Annotated in this window: 14 protein-coding genes, 1 pseudogene and 1 riboswitch; of the genes and pseudogenes, 2 read left to right on the top strand and 13 right to left on the bottom strand. The window is 37.8% G+C overall.

The window, feature by feature from the left end; translation table 11 throughout:
- Positions 1-6: 6 nt before the first annotated feature.
- The 8 genes from purH to purC are packed head-to-tail and all read right to left on the bottom strand — an operon-like array spanning position 7 to position 8,522.
- Positions 7-1,542, bottom strand: a complete 1,536-nt coding sequence (purH, locus tag DOK81_RS05735) for a bifunctional phosphoribosylaminoimidazolecarboxamide formyltransferase/IMP cyclohydrolase (protein WP_206909228.1) — start codon at positions 1,540-1,542, stop codon at positions 7-9.
- Entirely contained in the window at positions 1,539-2,117 is a 579-nt protein-coding gene (purN, locus tag DOK81_RS05730) for a phosphoribosylglycinamide formyltransferase (RefSeq protein ID WP_206909227.1), read from the bottom strand. Before purN ends, purH begins: the two co-directional genes overlap by 4 nt.
- Positions 2,114-3,157: a phosphoribosylformylglycinamidine cyclo-ligase gene (purM, locus tag DOK81_RS05725; protein WP_206909226.1), complete on the bottom strand. Its 1,044-nt coding sequence runs from the start codon at positions 3,155-3,157 to the stop codon at positions 2,114-2,116. Before purM ends, purN begins: the two co-directional genes overlap by 4 nt.
- 22 nt (positions 3,158-3,179) lie before the next feature.
- Positions 3,180-4,619, bottom strand: a complete 1,440-nt coding sequence (gene purF, locus DOK81_RS05720) for an amidophosphoribosyltransferase (protein ID WP_206909225.1) — start codon at positions 4,617-4,619, stop codon at positions 3,180-3,182.
- Positions 4,604-6,826 (bottom strand): phosphoribosylformylglycinamidine synthase subunit PurL, encoded by a 2,223-nt coding sequence (purL, locus tag DOK81_RS05715; RefSeq protein WP_206909224.1) that lies wholly within the window; start codon positions 6,824-6,826, stop codon positions 4,604-4,606. The genes purF and purL overlap by 16 nt, the downstream gene beginning before the upstream one ends.
- Positions 6,827-7,504, bottom strand: a complete 678-nt coding sequence (gene purQ, locus DOK81_RS05710) for a phosphoribosylformylglycinamidine synthase subunit PurQ (protein ID WP_206909223.1) — start codon at positions 7,502-7,504, stop codon at positions 6,827-6,829.
- Between the two features lies 1 nt (position 7,505).
- Positions 7,506-7,760 carry a phosphoribosylformylglycinamidine synthase subunit PurS gene (purS, locus tag DOK81_RS05705; RefSeq protein ID WP_206909222.1) on the bottom strand — a complete coding sequence of 85 codons (255 nt, stop codon included), beginning with the start codon at positions 7,758-7,760 and terminating at the stop codon, positions 7,506-7,508.
- A 45-nt stretch (positions 7,761-7,805) separates the two neighbouring features.
- Positions 7,806-8,522, bottom strand: a complete 717-nt coding sequence (gene purC, locus DOK81_RS05700) for a phosphoribosylaminoimidazolesuccinocarboxamide synthase (RefSeq protein ID WP_206909221.1) — start codon at positions 8,520-8,522, stop codon at positions 7,806-7,808.
- A gap of 256 nt (positions 8,523-8,778) precedes the next feature.
- Here purC and DOK81_RS05695 point away from each other — a divergent pair, with 256 nt between their 5' ends.
- Positions 8,779-9,150, top strand: coding sequence for a hypothetical protein (locus tag DOK81_RS05695; protein ID WP_206909220.1), 372 nt, complete (start codon positions 8,779-8,781; stop codon positions 9,148-9,150).
- A gap of 120 nt (positions 9,151-9,270) precedes the next feature.
- Here the strand turns inward: DOK81_RS05695 and purB are convergent, their stop codons facing one another.
- The 5 genes from purB to DOK81_RS05670 all read right to left on the bottom strand — a co-directional run bounded on the left by purB (position 9,271) and on the right by DOK81_RS05670 (position 14,238).
- Entirely contained in the window at positions 9,271-10,566 is a 1,296-nt protein-coding gene (gene purB / locus DOK81_RS05690) for an adenylosuccinate lyase (RefSeq protein ID WP_206909218.1), read from the bottom strand.
- Between the two features lie 13 nt (positions 10,567-10,579).
- Positions 10,580-11,701: a 5-(carboxyamino)imidazole ribonucleotide synthase gene (gene purK / locus DOK81_RS05685; protein ID WP_206909216.1), complete on the bottom strand. Its 1,122-nt coding sequence runs from the start codon at positions 11,699-11,701 to the stop codon at positions 10,580-10,582.
- Positions 11,694-12,158, bottom strand: a complete 465-nt coding sequence (gene purE / locus DOK81_RS05680) for a 5-(carboxyamino)imidazole ribonucleotide mutase (protein ID WP_242589919.1) — start codon at positions 12,156-12,158, stop codon at positions 11,694-11,696. The genes purK and purE overlap by 8 nt, the downstream gene beginning before the upstream one ends.
- A gap of 188 nt (positions 12,159-12,346) precedes the next feature.
- Positions 12,347-13,654, bottom strand: a complete 1,308-nt coding sequence (locus tag DOK81_RS05675; protein WP_206909214.1) for a nucleobase:cation symporter-2 family protein — start codon at positions 13,652-13,654, stop codon at positions 12,347-12,349.
- A gap of 2 nt (positions 13,655-13,656) precedes the next feature.
- Positions 13,657-14,238 carry a xanthine phosphoribosyltransferase gene (locus DOK81_RS05670; RefSeq protein WP_206909213.1) on the bottom strand — a complete coding sequence of 194 codons (582 nt, stop codon included), beginning with the start codon at positions 14,236-14,238 and terminating at the stop codon, positions 13,657-13,659.
- Positions 14,239-14,360: 122 nt separating this feature from the next.
- Positions 14,361-14,458: riboswitch (purine riboswitch) on the bottom strand.
- 411 nt (positions 14,459-14,869) lie between these two features.
- Here DOK81_RS05670 and DOK81_RS05665 point away from each other — a divergent pair.
- Positions 14,870-15,092 (top strand): annotated as a pseudogene (locus DOK81_RS05665) (helix-turn-helix domain-containing protein); the annotation flags it as partial.
- Between the last annotated feature and the right edge of the window lie 428 nt (positions 15,093-15,520).

The following is a 15,520-nucleotide window of genomic DNA, read 5'->3' as shown; positions in this document are numbered from 1 at the left end:
TGAAGATTAATGTCTAAAATGACGTACATTCGTAAAGACCATCGCAATACCATGACGATTAGCCATATCAATGGAAGCTTGGTCTTTGATACTGCCACCCGGCTGAATGATTGCCTTGATTCCATGCGTAGCAGCGTATTCAACTGAATCATCCATTGGGAAAAACGCGTCACTTGCCAGTACTGCACCTTTTAGTTTTTCGACAGCTTGTTCAATCGCTATCTTGACGGATCCCACACGATTCATTTGCCCAGCCCCTACACCGACAGTTTGGTGTTCATTCGCAACAACAATAGCATTAGATTTAACATGCTTCACGGCTTTCCAAGCAAATGCCAACGCCGCTGTTTGTTCTGCAGTTGGTTGCTGTTCTGTTACTACAGTCCAGTCTTCTTCGTGTTCCATTGCAAGATCTTGACTTTGAACTAATAACCCACCTAAAACAGATACTGTTTCATCCGATATGCTAGCTGTTTTTTGTTCAAAACTGATCGTTAAAATACGCAGATTTTTCTTTTTCTTCAAAACTTCTAATGCAGCTTCAGTGAATCCTGGAGCAATAATGATTTCTAAAAATAGTTCATGCATTTTTTCAGCAGTAGCCACATCTACTTCACGATTCAAAACGATAATTCCACCAAAAATTGAAACTGGATCTGCTTCAAACGCATAATTCCAAGCTTCAAAAATCGTTGGTGCCGTTCCAATACCACATGGATTCATATGTTTCAACGCGACGACTGTTGGCTCCTCATACTCACGGGCAATTCTTAGCGCTGCATCTGCATCACGAATATTGTTGAATGAAAGTTCTTTTCCATGTAGTTGTTTTGCCGCAGCAATCGAATAGTCTGCCGGCAAAGCAGATTGATAAAAAGCTGCTTCCTGATGGCTATTTTCGCCGTAACGTAAATCTTGTTTTCGCTCATAAGTCAACGTTAATTTTTCTGGTTCTTTTTCGTCCACCATCTCTGTCAAATATTGAGCAATTAACGCATCATAAGCAGCCGTATGACGAAAGACTTTTGCAGCTAGACGTTTCCGAGTTGCTAACTGTGTTTCTCCATGGGCTTCTAACTCTTGGAGAACGAATGAATAATCTGACGGATCAACGATCACTGTGACAAATTCATGATTTTTAGCACCACTTCGCAACATACTTGGACCACCAATATCAATATTTTCAATTGCTTCTTGCTCCGTTACTTCTGGTTTTAAAATGGTTTCCTTAAATGGATAAAGATTTACACAAACAAAATCGATTGGTAAAATCTCACCGCGTTTCATATCTTCCATATGTTCAACGACATCTCGACGCCCTAAAAGTCCTCCGTGAATCTTCGGATGCAAAGTTTTCACTCTGCCATCCATCATTTCTGGAAAACCAGTGACCTCATCAATAGAAATCGTTTTAATACCTGCTTGATCCAATGCTTTTTTTGTTCCACCTGTTGAAATAATTTCGATATTATTAGCAATCAAACCTTTAGCAAAGTCAACGATTCCTGTTTTGTCTGATACACTAATCAACGCTCTTGTCATTTTAAATAGCCTCCATTTTTGATCATTTCTTCGACGATTTCTGGATAAATTCGATGCTCAACTGCATGGATTTTTTGTTCAAGAATTTCCAATGTATCTGTTGGTTCAATCTCGACTTTTTCTTGACGAATGATTGGTCCTGTATCGACACCTGCATCAATCAAATGAACAGTCACACCTGTAGTTGCTACTCCTGCTTCATATGCATCACGAATTCCGTGCAATCCCGGAAAATCCGGCAATAACGATGGATGGATGTTCACTATTTTATTTTCAAATGCGGTGAGCAAAGTGGGTCCTACAATTCGCATGTAGCCTGCCAAAATAACCAAATCAATTTTCCGTTCATGCAACTGTCGGAGTATCTCCTGCTCGTACGCTACTTTATTTGCAAAATCTTTTGGTGAAAATTGGCTAGCAGGCACTTTCAACGTTTCTGCTCTTTGTAGCACGTATGCGTCTGGCTGGTCACAGAATAGCCAGTCAACTGTGACAGCTAGCTTTTTTTCTCTTAAATTCGTTACCAAAGCTTGGAAGTTACTTCCATTACCCGAAGCAAAAATAGCTAGTCTCATGCCATTTCTCCAGTAAAAATAATTTTCTGTGTGTCTTCTGCTACGATTTCACCGATTTGGTAAACGGCATCTCCTTGCTCTGCAAAATTAGCCGTGACTTCAGCTACTTGTTCTGGTGAAACAGCAACGACCATTCCAATACCCATATTAAAAATTTCATACATTTCTGCCAAAGAGAGCTTCCCATAGCTTTGTAGACAATCAAAAATTGGTAAAATCGGCCAGCTTCCTAATTGGATATTTGCACTGACCCCAGCTGGTAGCATGCGAGGAATGTTCTCTACAAAACCACCACCGGTGATATGTGCACAGCCTTTCAATTGATTTTTTTTGATCAATGGTAAAAGACTTGCAACATAAATTCTCGTTGGAACTAATAGACTATCAGCTAATGTTTCATTTAATTCTGGCAAAAGACTATCCGTTGTCAGTTGATGTTCTTCAAAGAAAATTTTTCTTACTAGTGAATACCCATTTGAATGAATCCCACTTGAAGGTAGTCCTAATAAAATATCACCTGGTTCAATCGACTCTCCAGTAATCAGTTGTGACTTTTCGGCAATTCCAACGGCAAATCCGGCTAAGTCATAGTCCTCACCTTGATACATCCCTGGCATTTCAGCAGTTTCTCCACCAATTAGCGCCATATTTGCTTGAACGCACCCATTTGCTACGCCTGCAACTACTTGTTCCAATTTTTCCGGTTCATTCTTTCCTGTAGCTAAGTAATCTAAGAAATAAAGAGGCTCTGCACCTTGGGCTAAAATATCGTTCACACACATTGCAACACAATCAATCCCAATCGTATCATGTTGATTTGCTTCAATTGCTACTGCTAATTTTGTCCCAACGCCATCCGTTCCCGAAACTAAAACAGGTTCTTTCACATCAAGCAAAGAAAGATCAAAACAACCACCAAAACCTCCTAGTGCACCCATTACACCAAGACGTTCCGTTTTATTTACATGTTTTTTGATTCGTTCAACAACTTCATAACCAGCTTCCACATCCACGCCAGCTTTTGCATATGCATTTTTCATGCGATGATTCACTCCTTTATTATTAGAAAAACGAAACTTTTTCTTTTAGAGATGCTTGGTATTTCTCCTCATAATCATATAAAGGAGTTGGATAGTCACCATTAAAATAAGCCATACATAGTCCTGAATAAGGCGCCTCTTCTTGTAATCCAATGGCAGTAATCAGACCTTCCTCACTAAGGAATTCTAAAGAGTCTGCCCCAATACATTGTCGAATTTCTTCGATACTATGATTAGCAGCAATCAGTTCTTTTCTCGTTTGAATATCAATTCCGTAAAAACAAGGATATTTTAGGGGTGGCGATGCGATCCGTACATGTACTTCTTTGGCACCAGCTTCTTTTAATAATCGGACGATTCGCCGACTTGTCGTACCTCGGACGATGGAGTCATCTACCATCACAATTTTTTTACCTTCCACTACTCCACGAACAGCTGATAATTTCATACGCACCCCTTGTTCACGTAACTCTGGTGTGGGTTGAATGAATGTCCGCGCAATATATTGATTCTTTACCAAACCAATTTCATAAGGAATCCCACTAGCTTCAGCATACCCACTAGCAGCTGACAAAGAAGAATTAGGAACTCCTACCACCATATCTGCTTCAATAGGCGCCTCTTTAGCTAAATTTTTCCCCATGTTTTTTCGAGCAGTATGGACATTGACCCCATTGATGTTCGAGTCTGGTCGTGCAAAGTAGATATACTCCATTGAGCAAATTGCTAGCTGTGTATCTTGTGTGTACGTTTCGATTTTCAACCCTTCATCGCTGATTATCACTACTTCTCCGGGGTGCACATCACGAATAAAATCTGCACCCACTACTTCTAAAGCACAGGTTTCAGAAGTAACAACATAAGCACCATTTTTCATCTGGCCAATCGCTAGCGGACGGAACCCGTTCGGATCAAGTGCCGCAATCATCGCGTCTTCTGTCATTAGTAAGTAAGCAAAGCCACCTTTTACTTTGTTCAAAGATGTTTTTAATTTTGCTAAAAATGTTTCCTCGTCGCTTCGGCGTATCAAATGCATTAAAATTTCTGTATCCGAATTTGAATGAAAAATTGCGCCATCTTGCTCTAATTCTCTTCGTAAAGAACGAGCATTGGTTAAATTACCATTGTGTGCTAAACCAACCGAAACATCATAAAATTTGAATAAGAACGGCTGAATATTATCGACACTTCCATTTCCTGCAGTCGCGTAACGCACATGACCAATTGCTGCATTTCCTGTTAATTGAGTCAATTTTCGTTGATCTTTGAATACTTCTGATAATAACCCAAGATCACGATGCCCGTTTAGTTTACCCTCGTCATTTGAAACAATCCCCGCGCCTTCTTGACCACGATGTTGCAGGCTATGCAAGCCAAAGTAAGTAACACTTGCTGCATCCTGATGCCCCCAGACACCAAAAATTCCACACTCTTCATTTAAACTTTTTACTTCATAAGACATGGAATAGCTTCCTCCCAGCTTGCTTTAGCCCTTTGAGTTGTTAGATTGATTTCGCCATCAACTGCTTGCATTCTCAACTGAGAATCAGCTGTTACTTCACCAAGATAATAGGCATGTTCTCCTACCAGTTGTTCAAAAGCCACCTGCTTTTCTGGGTTGATTGAGACCACAAATCGTGATTGTGTCTCCGAGAAAAGTTCTGCAACAGTTAACTCAGTCTGAATGTTGACACCTAACTCATTTGTAAAAGCAGCCTCTGCAATGGCAACCGCCAAGCCACCTTCAGAGCAATCATGAGAGCTTGCTACCAAACCTTGTCGAATAGCAGCTAGCATTAAGTCTTGATTTTTCTTTTCAACTGCCAAATCAAAATTAGTTAGCTGACCTTGAATTGTTCCTGTCAAAAGCTTTTGAAGCTCACTTCCATTAAAGTCATTGCCTGTTTGACCAATGACATATATCCGATCACCCGCTTGCTTAAATTCCTGTGTAGTAATTTGTTCATGGGATTCAATCAAACCTACCATACCAATCATCGGAGTTGGATAGATTGCCTTGCCATCTGTTTCATTGTAAAGTGACACATTTCCAGAAATCACTGGTGTTTCAAAGGTACGACAAGCTTCTGCTATTCCATCTGCTGAATGCCAAAGTTCCCAAAAAACTTCAGGTTTATCTGGAGAACCATAATTCAAGCAGTCGGTAATTGCTAAAGGTTTTCCACCGCTGGCAACAATATTTCGCGCTGCTTCAGCAACTGCAATCTGTCCACCGATTTCTGGATTTAAATAAAGGTATCTTGCATTACAATCAGTTGTCATTGCCAAAGATTTTTTCGTTCCGCGGATTCGTAAAACAGCTGCATCACTTCCTGGACGAACAACAGTATTTGTTTGAACTTGAGAGTCGTATGTTTCGTAAATGGATTTCTTTGAAGCAATCGTTGGTTGAGCTAGTAACGCTAAAAATGTTTCATTTGGTTCTCCAATAACAGGTAGATATGCGGGCATTTCTCGAAACTCTGCCATTCTTGCTGGTTCTTTTCTTGGCTTATCGTAAACTGGTGCATCCTCTGCCAAAGCATCAACCGGCAGGTTAGCCACTTCATTTCCATGATGATATAAACGATATTGGCCATCATCCGTTACCTTACCAATTGTTACAGCATCCAAATCATATTTTTTGAATAACGCTTTTACTTCTTCCTCTGCACCAGCTTTGACACAAATTAACATGCGTTCTTGAGATTCAGATAACATCATTTCATAAGGAGACATACCTGTTTCTCGTTGAGGCACATCATCTAGTGTTAAAATCAGACCTGATCCTGCTTTAGAAGCCATTTCTGAACTCGATGACACCAATCCCGCAGCCCCCATGTCTTGAATACCTACTAAAATTTCTGCATGATTCAAGATCAACTCAAGGCAGGCTTCTAACAACAATTTTTCCATGAAAGGATCGCCAACTTGAACAGCAGAACGTTGTTGTTCTTCTTCTTGACTAAATTCCTCCGAAGCAAACGTTGCACCATGTATACCGTCACGTCCCGTTTTAGCTCCAACATACATAATGGAATTACCGACACCCGATGCCTGACCTTTTTGAATATCTTTATGGTCAATCAATCCAACACACATCGCATTTACTAAAGGGTTTCCTTCATAACAAGCATCAAAAGCAATCTCGCCGCCAACTGTTGGGATACCAATACAATTACCATACCCCCCAATTCCAGCAACTACTTCATCAAGTAAATATTTTGTGCGAGAATTATTCAATTCACCAAAGCGTAAAGAATCCAGCAATGCAATTGGTCGTGCCCCCATACTGAAAATATCACGAATAATCCCGCCAACTCCAGTCGCTGCGCCTTCATACGGTTCGACAGCAGAAGGATGATTATGACTTTCTGCTTTAAAAACAACTGCTTGCCCATCACCGATGTCCACAATCCCCGCTCCCTCACCAGGCCCCTGCAAAACTTTTGGACCAGTAATTGGGAATTTTCGTAGAACAGGTTTAGAATTCTTATAAGAACAATGTTCACTCCACATAACAGAAAACAGACCTGTTTCAGTATAATTAGGCATTCTACCCAAGATATCTTCTTCAATCATGCGGTATTCTTCATCAGATAGACCCCATTCACTGTAGATTTTCTGCTCTTTGATTTCTTGTGCTGTTGGCTCCATCATTGTTTTCATCTAAACAGTCACCTTCCCGAAATTTTTGATCATTGATTGAAAGAAACGTTTTCCGTCTTCTGAACCTAACAACTGTTCCATCGCACGTTCAGGATGGGGCATCATTCCCAGAACATTTCCAGCTTGATTCGTAATTCCTGCGATACGTTCCACACTGCCATTGATATTTTCTTCTTCATACGTAAAAACAATTTGATGATTTTCCTTTAGCTCACGCAATGTTTCTTCATCACAAAAATAATTTCCTTCACCATGAGCGACTGGCAACTGAATCACTTCATCCTCATGATATTCTGAGGTAAACGCAGTTTGATTATTCACAACTCTTAACGGAACTGTCTTACAAATAAATTGTAAAGATTCATTTCTACGTAAAACCCCAGGGAGTAACCCAGCTTCAGTTAAAATTTGAAACCCATTACATGTTCCAAATACTGGTTTGCCCTCTTCAGCAAAGCGAATCACTTCCTTCATAATCGTCGAGAAGCGAGCAATTGCGCCACAACGAAGATAATCACCGTAAGAAAAACCACCAGGGAGTAGCACGCCATCAAATCCTGAAAGGGAGTCTTCGTCGTAACGAACATACGCTGCTTCCACACCTATAATTTCTTGCACAGCCCACAGCATATCTGCATCACAGTTTGATCCGGGAAAAACAATCACTGCAAACTTCATGCTAAACTACCTCCATTTCCTCAATTTCGTAACGATATGTTTCCATATTGACATTTGCTAATAATTTGTCACAAATTTGTTCAATCGTGTCTTCAACAGGTGTCTGCGATGGTGCAACTTGAATTTCAAAGTATTTCCCTATACGAATTTCTTCGATTTCTTCATAGCCCATACGATGCACTGCATGTTTTACAGCTTCTCCTTGTGGATCTAATACAGAATCTTTATACGTCACATAAACTTTTACAAAATACATTTGATTTCCTCCTTTAAAAGTAAGTTTTTTTACGAGCAATAGTTACTAGAATGAATAATTGTTCAAACGACTTAACACTTCTTGATAAACTGGAACCAGATTGCCAATTTTTCGACGATACACATCTTTATCCATGTGTTCACGAGATTCGGTATCCCATAAACGACAAGTATCAGGAGAAATCTCATCAGCAAGTAAGATTTGTCCATCTGCTAACCGACCAAACTCAAGTTTAAAATCAATCAATTGCAAGTGAATTCCTGTAAATAATTCCTGTAAAGCATCGTTGACTTGTAATGCCATTGATTTGATCTCTTGAATTTCAGCTGGTGTTGCAAGCTGTAGGAAGGCAATATGCGCTTCATTGATAAACGGATCATCTAACGAATCATCTTTGTAATAAAATTCAATGATTGGTTCAGGTAAGATAGTTCCTTCTGGTACCGCTAATCGTTTAGAAAAGCTTCCTGCTGCAAAATTTCTAACAACCACTTCTAAAGGAATTACTTCAACTTTTTTTACTAATTGTTCGGTTTTTGACAAAATATCAATAAAATGATTGTCAATCCCTTTTCTTGTTAAGTATTGGAAAATTCGACTAGTGATCTGATTATTTAATTCGCCTTTTCCTTGAATTTTGTCTTTCATAATCCCATTCAATGCTGTTGCTTGGTCAAGATATTCGACCCAAATCACTTGTTCATCTGTTGTTGCAAACATTTTTTTAGCTTTTCCTTCATATAGCAATCCCGCTTTTTTCACAAGTCTCTCTCCTCATAGCCTTACATTTAATTAACAAACAGTCATTTTTGTTCGTTTTTTCACTTTTGATTTTAACAACACTTTTTATGTAAATCAACAAAATACTGTACATTAAAAGCATTAGAATCATCTAATGTTCGTTTTTAAGTGAATACTAGATGAAATCATTGTTAATCGAAACGTTTACATCAAAAAAACTTAATGGTATAGTAAATGTGTAATTATCACGCATGTTTATTCAAGGAGGCACTAGCATATGGAAGATTCAACTTATACTGCACAACAATTCCTAACTGAACTAACACCAGAAGAACGTGCTCGCTTATATAATGATTTATTAGGTATCAAAGACGTTTATCTGTGTAATAAAGATACAAGCTTTTATACTTTCCGAAAAATTCGCCGTGCAACAAAACGTCACGCTGAATGTCGTAAAAAAACTGCACACTATCAAACGAATTCCAATCATGAATTGTTAATTAATCAAATACATGAACAAAAAGTTTTCAAAAATCAATATCGTATCCAAGTTGTTTTCAATACACAGGAATACAATTATGATTTCATTGATTATTTACTCAACCTGCTTCACTCACTTCACTTTACAAATACGCAGGCACTTGCGTAAGTGATCTTCATATATTCTACTAACAAAAAAACAAAAGAGGCTTGCCCAACTAGTGGCAAACCTCTTTTTTTATTGCACAAAAAAACGCTGCAGCATTTTTTGCTACAGCATTTCATCATCTTACGCTAAACCAACACGTTCAAAAATCGTGTCGACATTTTTTAAATGGTAGTGATAGTCAAACGCATCATCAATGTCTTCCGCTGATAAAACAGAAGTGATTTTCGCATCATTTTCCAGTAAAGGACGAAATGCTCTTTGTTCATCCCATGCTTGCGCAGTTTTTGGTTGAACTAGATCGTACGCTTCTTCGCGAGTCATTCCTTTATCAATTAATTTCAACAATACTCGTTGACTATAAATCAGACCAAATGTAGCATCCATATTACGTTTCATATTTTCTGGGAAGACCGTCAGATTCTTCACGATGTTTCCAAAACGATTCAACATGTAATCTAAAAGAATCGTTGTATCAGGTAAAATGATTCGTTCAGCAGATGAATGAGAAATATCTCTTTCATGCCATAAAGAAACATTTTCGTACGCAGTAACCATATGACCACGAATCACTCTCGCCAAACCAGACATATTTTCTGACCCAATTGGATTGCGTTTGTGTGGCATGGCAGAAGATCCCTTTTGCCCTTTAGCAAAAAATTCTTCCACTTCACGCGTTTCTGATTTTTGTAACCCGCGAATTTCTGTTGCAAAACGTTCAATACTTGTCGCAATCAATGCCATTGTTGCAAAGTATTCAGCGTGTAAATCGCGTGGTAAAACTTGCGTTGAGATTTCTTGTGGGCGAATGCCTAAGTTCTCACAAACATACTCTTCAATAAATGGTGGGATGTTCGCAAACGTTCCTACTGCACCAGAGATTTTACCAGCTTCTACACCTTTAGCTGCATGTTCAAATCGTTCAATATTCCGTTTCATTTCAGAATACCAAGTAGCTAGTTTTAAGCCAAATGTTGTTGGTTCAGCGTGAACACCATGTGTTCGGCCCATCATAACGGTATATTTATGTTCTTTTGCTTTTTCACCAATAATCGCTGTAAAACGTTTCAAGTCTTCTCGTAAAATATCATTTGCCTGTTTGATTAAATAACCATAAGCAGTGTCGACAACATCTGTACTTGTTAATCCATAATGTACCCATTTACGTTCTTCACCAAGTGTTTCAGATACCGCTCGTGTGAAAGCTACAACATCATGACGTGTTGATTTTTCAATCTCTAAAATTCGATTGATATCAAATGAAGCATGTTCCCGAATTTTTTTCACATCTTCTTTAGGAATATCCCCAAGTTCAGCCCAAGCTTCATCTGCTAGAATCTCAACCTCCAACCAAGCTTGATATTTATTTGTTTCTGTCCAGATATTTCCCATCTCAGGTCGTGTATAACGTTCTAACATTTAACTTTCTCCTTTAGTCCCAAATGTTGGTTTGATAGATTTCTTCTAGCGTTTCATGCGTATCTTCAGTCAAAATGGTGATATGCCCCATTTTCCGTCCTTTTTGCGCTTGACTTTTTCCATAAAAATGAAATTGCCAATCTGGTTTTTTCTCAATCAAACGATAACTTTCTAACAACTGTTCGCCCAACACATTGACCATAACGGCGTCGCTTAGTAATCGAATCTTACTTAATGGCCAACCACAAATACCACGAATGTGTGCATCAAATTGACTCATTGAACAAGCTTCAATTGAATAGTGTCCGGAATTATGTGGTCTTGGCGCTAGCTCATTGACATATAAACCACCAGTCTTAGTCAAAAACATTTCAACACCTAAAACACCTGATAAGTTCACTGCTTCTGCAACTACCTTTGCGATTCGCTCAGCTTCCTCAACTACTTCATCAGGTACACGAGCTGGTGCAATTGTTTCATGCAAGATATTATTTCGGTGAACATTTTCCACCACAGGGAATGTTGTATACTCTCCTTGACCATTACCAGCCACCATGACAGAAATTTCTTTTTCAAATGGAATCCATGCTTCTAATACACACGTTCCTTTACGTAATAGGTCCATTGCAGGTGCTAAGTCAGCACGACTATACAATACACATTGACCTTTTCCATCATACCCACCGCGCGTTGTTTTTAAGACACAAGGATAACCAATTCCATCAATTGCATCTTGGATATCCGTTGGGCTCACAATTGTTGCATAAGGTGCAATCACAATATTATTTGTTTCTAAAAATGATTTTTCTAATAGTCGGTCTTGAGTAATTGCCAACAAGTCCGTGCCTTGAGGAATAAATGATTTTGGTAAAATAGCATTAAGTGCTTCCACACTTACATTCTCGAATTCATAGGTAATGACATCTGTTCGTCTAGCAAGTTCTTCTAATGCAAAAGTATCATCATAGGAACTTTCAATATGCCAATCAGCCACTTGAGCTGCTGGGCAACCACTCACAGGATCTAATACGCCTACTTTAAAGCCCATTTCTTTTGCACTAATTGTCATCATTCGACCTAATTGACCGCCGCCGACAATCCCAATTGTTGATCCAGGCAGTAATGGTTTAACCAAGTTGATCACTACTTTCTATAACAGTTTCAGCCATCATTGAACGTTTTTCAGCCAATTTAGCTTCCAATTCTAAATCATACATTGAAAGCATCTGTATCGCAAGTAGTCCAGCGTTAATTGCACCAGCTTTTCCAATTGCCGTTGTTGCTACTGGTACACCACCTGGCATTTGGACAATAGATAATAATGAATCTAAACCATTTAATGTTCGTGATTGAACAGGAACACCAATCACAGGTAACGTTGTCTGCGCAGCAACCATTCCGGGTAGATGAGCTGCACCACCTGCACCTGCAATAATCACTTTGATTCCTCTTCCTCTTGCTTCTTTCGCAAATTGAAACATTAAATCTGGCGTACGGTGGGCTGATACAACTTTTTTCTCATATGAAATACCAAATTCATCTAACATATCACAAGCAAATTTCATTGTTTCCCAATCTGAAATACTTCCCATAATGACTGACACTTCCACGATCTTTTTCCCCTCTCTGCTACAATACATTCATATTTTAACAAGTGACTTTTCTAACGTCAAACAAAAATCGAATATTATATACATATAAAGGATAAATGTTCGTGTTTGTTTTTGAACAAAAAATAAAAGCAGCAAAAAATATTTTTTTGCTACTTTTATTTTTATTTTTATTTTTCGAATGCCTCTTCAATAATTGCTTCATCTTTTTGGATGCCATTAAAAACCAAATTCAACAAAATCGCTGTAACGCTACTCATAACAATTCCATTACCAGTAAACATTTGGATCGTTTCAGGGAGCTGTCCAAATAAAGACGGCATAATGTTGAAGCCTAATCCAAAACCAATTGAAACAGCAACAATCAATAAATTCTTATCATTAGCAAAATCGACATCTAATAACATACGAATTCCTTGCACTGCTACCATTCCAAACATCACTAACATCCCACCACCAAGTACAGGTTCAGGAATGATTTGAGCAATTGCACCAATTTTTGGAAACAAACCTAAGATAATCAAGAATGCAGCTGAAAAGTAAATTGGCTTTCTTGTCTTGATCCCAGATAATTGAACTAACCCAACATTTTGAGAAAAACCAGTATAAGGAAATGTATTGAAGATCCCACCTAAAATGACTGCTAGTCCTTCAGCACGATAACCTTTTTTCAGCTCTTCTTCGCCAACTTTTTTGCCAGTAATATCACCAAGCGCAAAATAAACACCTGTTGATTCAACCATACTTACGATTGAGATAATAATCATTAGCAAAATCGACCAGATATCAAAGGTTGGTTTTCCAAAATAAAATGGTTGTGGTACATGAAATAACGGTGCTTGCCCAATTGCATCTAAGTCAATCATTCCCATCAAGCCAGCCAATAAGCTCCCGCCAACTAAGCCAATCAATACAGCAATAGAACGAATAAATCCTTTACCAAGCATTTGGACACCAACGATCAAGCCAATCGTCACAAAGGCCAACAATAAATTGGTTTTATCACCAAAATTTGTGGCAGCAGCGCTACCGCCACCCATTTTTTCAATAGCTACAGGAATCAAAGTCAAGCCAATAACTGTAATAACAGTTCCTGTTACAAGCGGTGGAAACAACTTTTTGATTTTAGAAAAGAACCCTGCAGCTAAAACCACAAAAATTCCTGATGCGATGATCGAACCATAAATTGCGCCAACGCCTTTATCCGTACCAATTAAAATCAATGGAGCCACTGCTTGAATTGCACAACCCAAAACAACGGGTAGACCAATTCCAAAGAAACGATTGACAGTCAGTTGTAGTAAAGTAGCTAATCCACACATAAAAATGTCAATTGAAATCAAGTAAGTCATTTGTTCTTGATTAAAACCAAGACCAGTTCCTATTAGTAACGGTACAGCAACTGCACCTGCATACATTGCTAATAGATGTTGTAATCCTAAGACTGCTGCTTTTCCATTTTGCGTTTCTTTTTTCAATGTTATGCGTCCTCCTCAAGAAACTCAACTTGACCATTTGATAAGGAAGCGATTCGCGCTAAGGAAACCACACGCAAGCCCATTTGTTCAAGTAATTCTCGTCCATCTTGGAAAGATTTTTCAATGACAATTCCGATTCCTTCAACTTCTGCTCCGGCTTGTTGACACAACTCAATCAATCCTTTAGCAGCTTGACCATTTGCTAAGAAATCATCAATAATCAAAACTTTATCATTTTCTGATAAAAATTTTCGTGAAATTGAAATCGTACTTGTTACTTGTTTGGTGAAAGAATAGACAGAAGCTGTCAAGAGTTCTTCGTCCATTGTTAAACTTTTTGCTTTTCTGGCAAAAATCATTGGCACACCCAACTCTTTTGCAGCATATAAAGCAGGAGCAATCCCAGAAGCTTCAATCGTTACCACCTTAGTAATTCCTTGGTCTTTAAATACTTCTGCAAAACGTTGACCCATTTGTTCCATCAAAACTGGATCTACTTGGTGGGTCACAAAGCTATCAACTTTTAACACACCTTCACCCAATACACGCCCATCATTTTTGATGCGTTCAACTAATTCTTTCACTTTTTTTGCCCCTTTTCTTTAATTTTTTGTTCAATTAATAGCTTCTTCATCCACACTTCTATCATAAAATTCTGATATAGAAAAACACCCTTCTACTTTTTAAAATAAGCAAAAAAGGGTGTGTTGTCCACTCTTTTACTTATAGTCCAATTTTTACGGTATTGGCTAGAAACTGTCATCCATATTATGACGATATATAAGTAGGTATGTAGAACTGACAAGTCAGTAATATACAATAGCTTGATAAGATGTTTGAAGCCAGAGGATTTGTTTTTTTAAACAGGTTCCTCAAATAAATCAACCATTTTTTCTAAAAGTTTTCCATTTAAACAAAATTTGATTGATTAAAGATTGAAAATAGTCTAACACTACTTACTGAAACTGACAATGTGCTTTCAATAAAAATTTTCTAAAATCTAATCTTTTTTCATCATTTTCATGGTTTGTTCGGTTTTTTAGTCACTTTCATCTAAAAAACAAGGAAAACAAGATGCAATTTTATTTACTTCGTGTCAGATTGTAAACAAAGTGTTATCCTTTAGATTTTGTCTTTTTTATTCGTTAAAATAAGAATATAAATAATTGATCAAGATCATCCGAATTGGAATAAATGTATTTAACTACTTAATTTTCTAAAATACGGTAAGCACAAGGAATTAAGATTGTGAAAACGAACGGTTTCTACAAGAGACGTCTGAAACTCTATAGTACAGACGCAAAAATCCTCAACGACATTTAGTTTATGAAAACATCGTTAAGGATTTAAATGAAGGATTGTTATTTCAAAAATTGCGAAAGATTACAATGTTACTAGACAGACAGTTTATCGAATAAAACAGGATATTGTAATTTAATAGTTATCTATACCATACTGAATTTTTAACTTGATTTTTATTAAAAATAATAAAAAAACTATCAATATGAATTAAGTTAAATCACATTTCTGCTCAAAAGCAGAAATGTAACCTTTAAAAATGATAGCTTCTTGTTCAACATTCTTTTTGGAAATGCCCGTAAGTCTCTTAACATCTAAAGCTAAAAGACTACTATTCGTTTCAAGAATGCCCACCGACTCATCAAAATATATCGAATTTACTATATTTTATTCTAATAATTTAATCTGTTTTTTTTTTGCGAGTGATAACTGAAACAGTTGACCACCCCCATACACTGCATTCGCATCAGTAAATAAAAAAACCACCCTTTGGAATAAGGGCGGTTTCAGGCTGTAAACAAAAAAATCGGTTTCTTAAAAAAACAACCTAATCTGTCGATTATTACA

The sequence above is a fragment of the Enterococcus sp. DIV0660C genome (assembly GCF_017316125.1).
Classification (GTDB): domain Bacteria; phylum Bacillota; class Bacilli; order Lactobacillales; family Enterococcaceae; genus Enterococcus_B.
This window is presented reverse-complemented; position numbering and strand designations above follow the sequence as displayed.

Coding starts and splice junctions, on each gene's coding strand:
- purH (WP_206909228.1), bottom strand. CDS start 1,542: ATGACAAGAGCGTTGATTAGTGTATCAGACAAAACAGGAATCGTTGAC.
- purN (WP_206909227.1), bottom strand. CDS start 2,117: ATGAGACTAGCTATTTTTGCTTCGGGTAATGGAAGTAACTTCCAAGCT.
- purM (WP_206909226.1), bottom strand. CDS start 3,157: ATGAAAAATGCATATGCAAAAGCTGGCGTGGATGTGGAAGCTGGTTAT.
- purF (WP_206909225.1), bottom strand. CDS start 4,619: ATGTCTTATGAAGTAAAAAGTTTAAATGAAGAGTGTGGAATTTTTGGT.
- purL (WP_206909224.1), bottom strand. CDS start 6,826: ATGAAAACAATGATGGAGCCAACAGCACAAGAAATCAAAGAGCAGAAA.
- purQ (WP_206909223.1), bottom strand. CDS start 7,504: ATGAAGTTTGCAGTGATTGTTTTTCCCGGATCAAACTGTGATGCAGAT.
- purS (WP_206909222.1), bottom strand. CDS start 7,760: ATGTATTTTGTAAAAGTTTATGTGACGTATAAAGATTCTGTATTAGAT.
- DOK81_RS05695 (WP_206909220.1), top strand. CDS start 8,779: ATGGAAGATTCAACTTATACTGCACAACAATTCCTAACTGAACTAACA.
- purB (WP_206909218.1), bottom strand. CDS start 10,566: ATGTTAGAACGTTATACACGACCTGAGATGGGAAATATCTGGACAGAA.
- purE (WP_242589919.1), bottom strand. CDS start 12,158: ATGGGAAGTATTTCAGATTGGGAAACAATGAAATTTGCTTGTGATATG.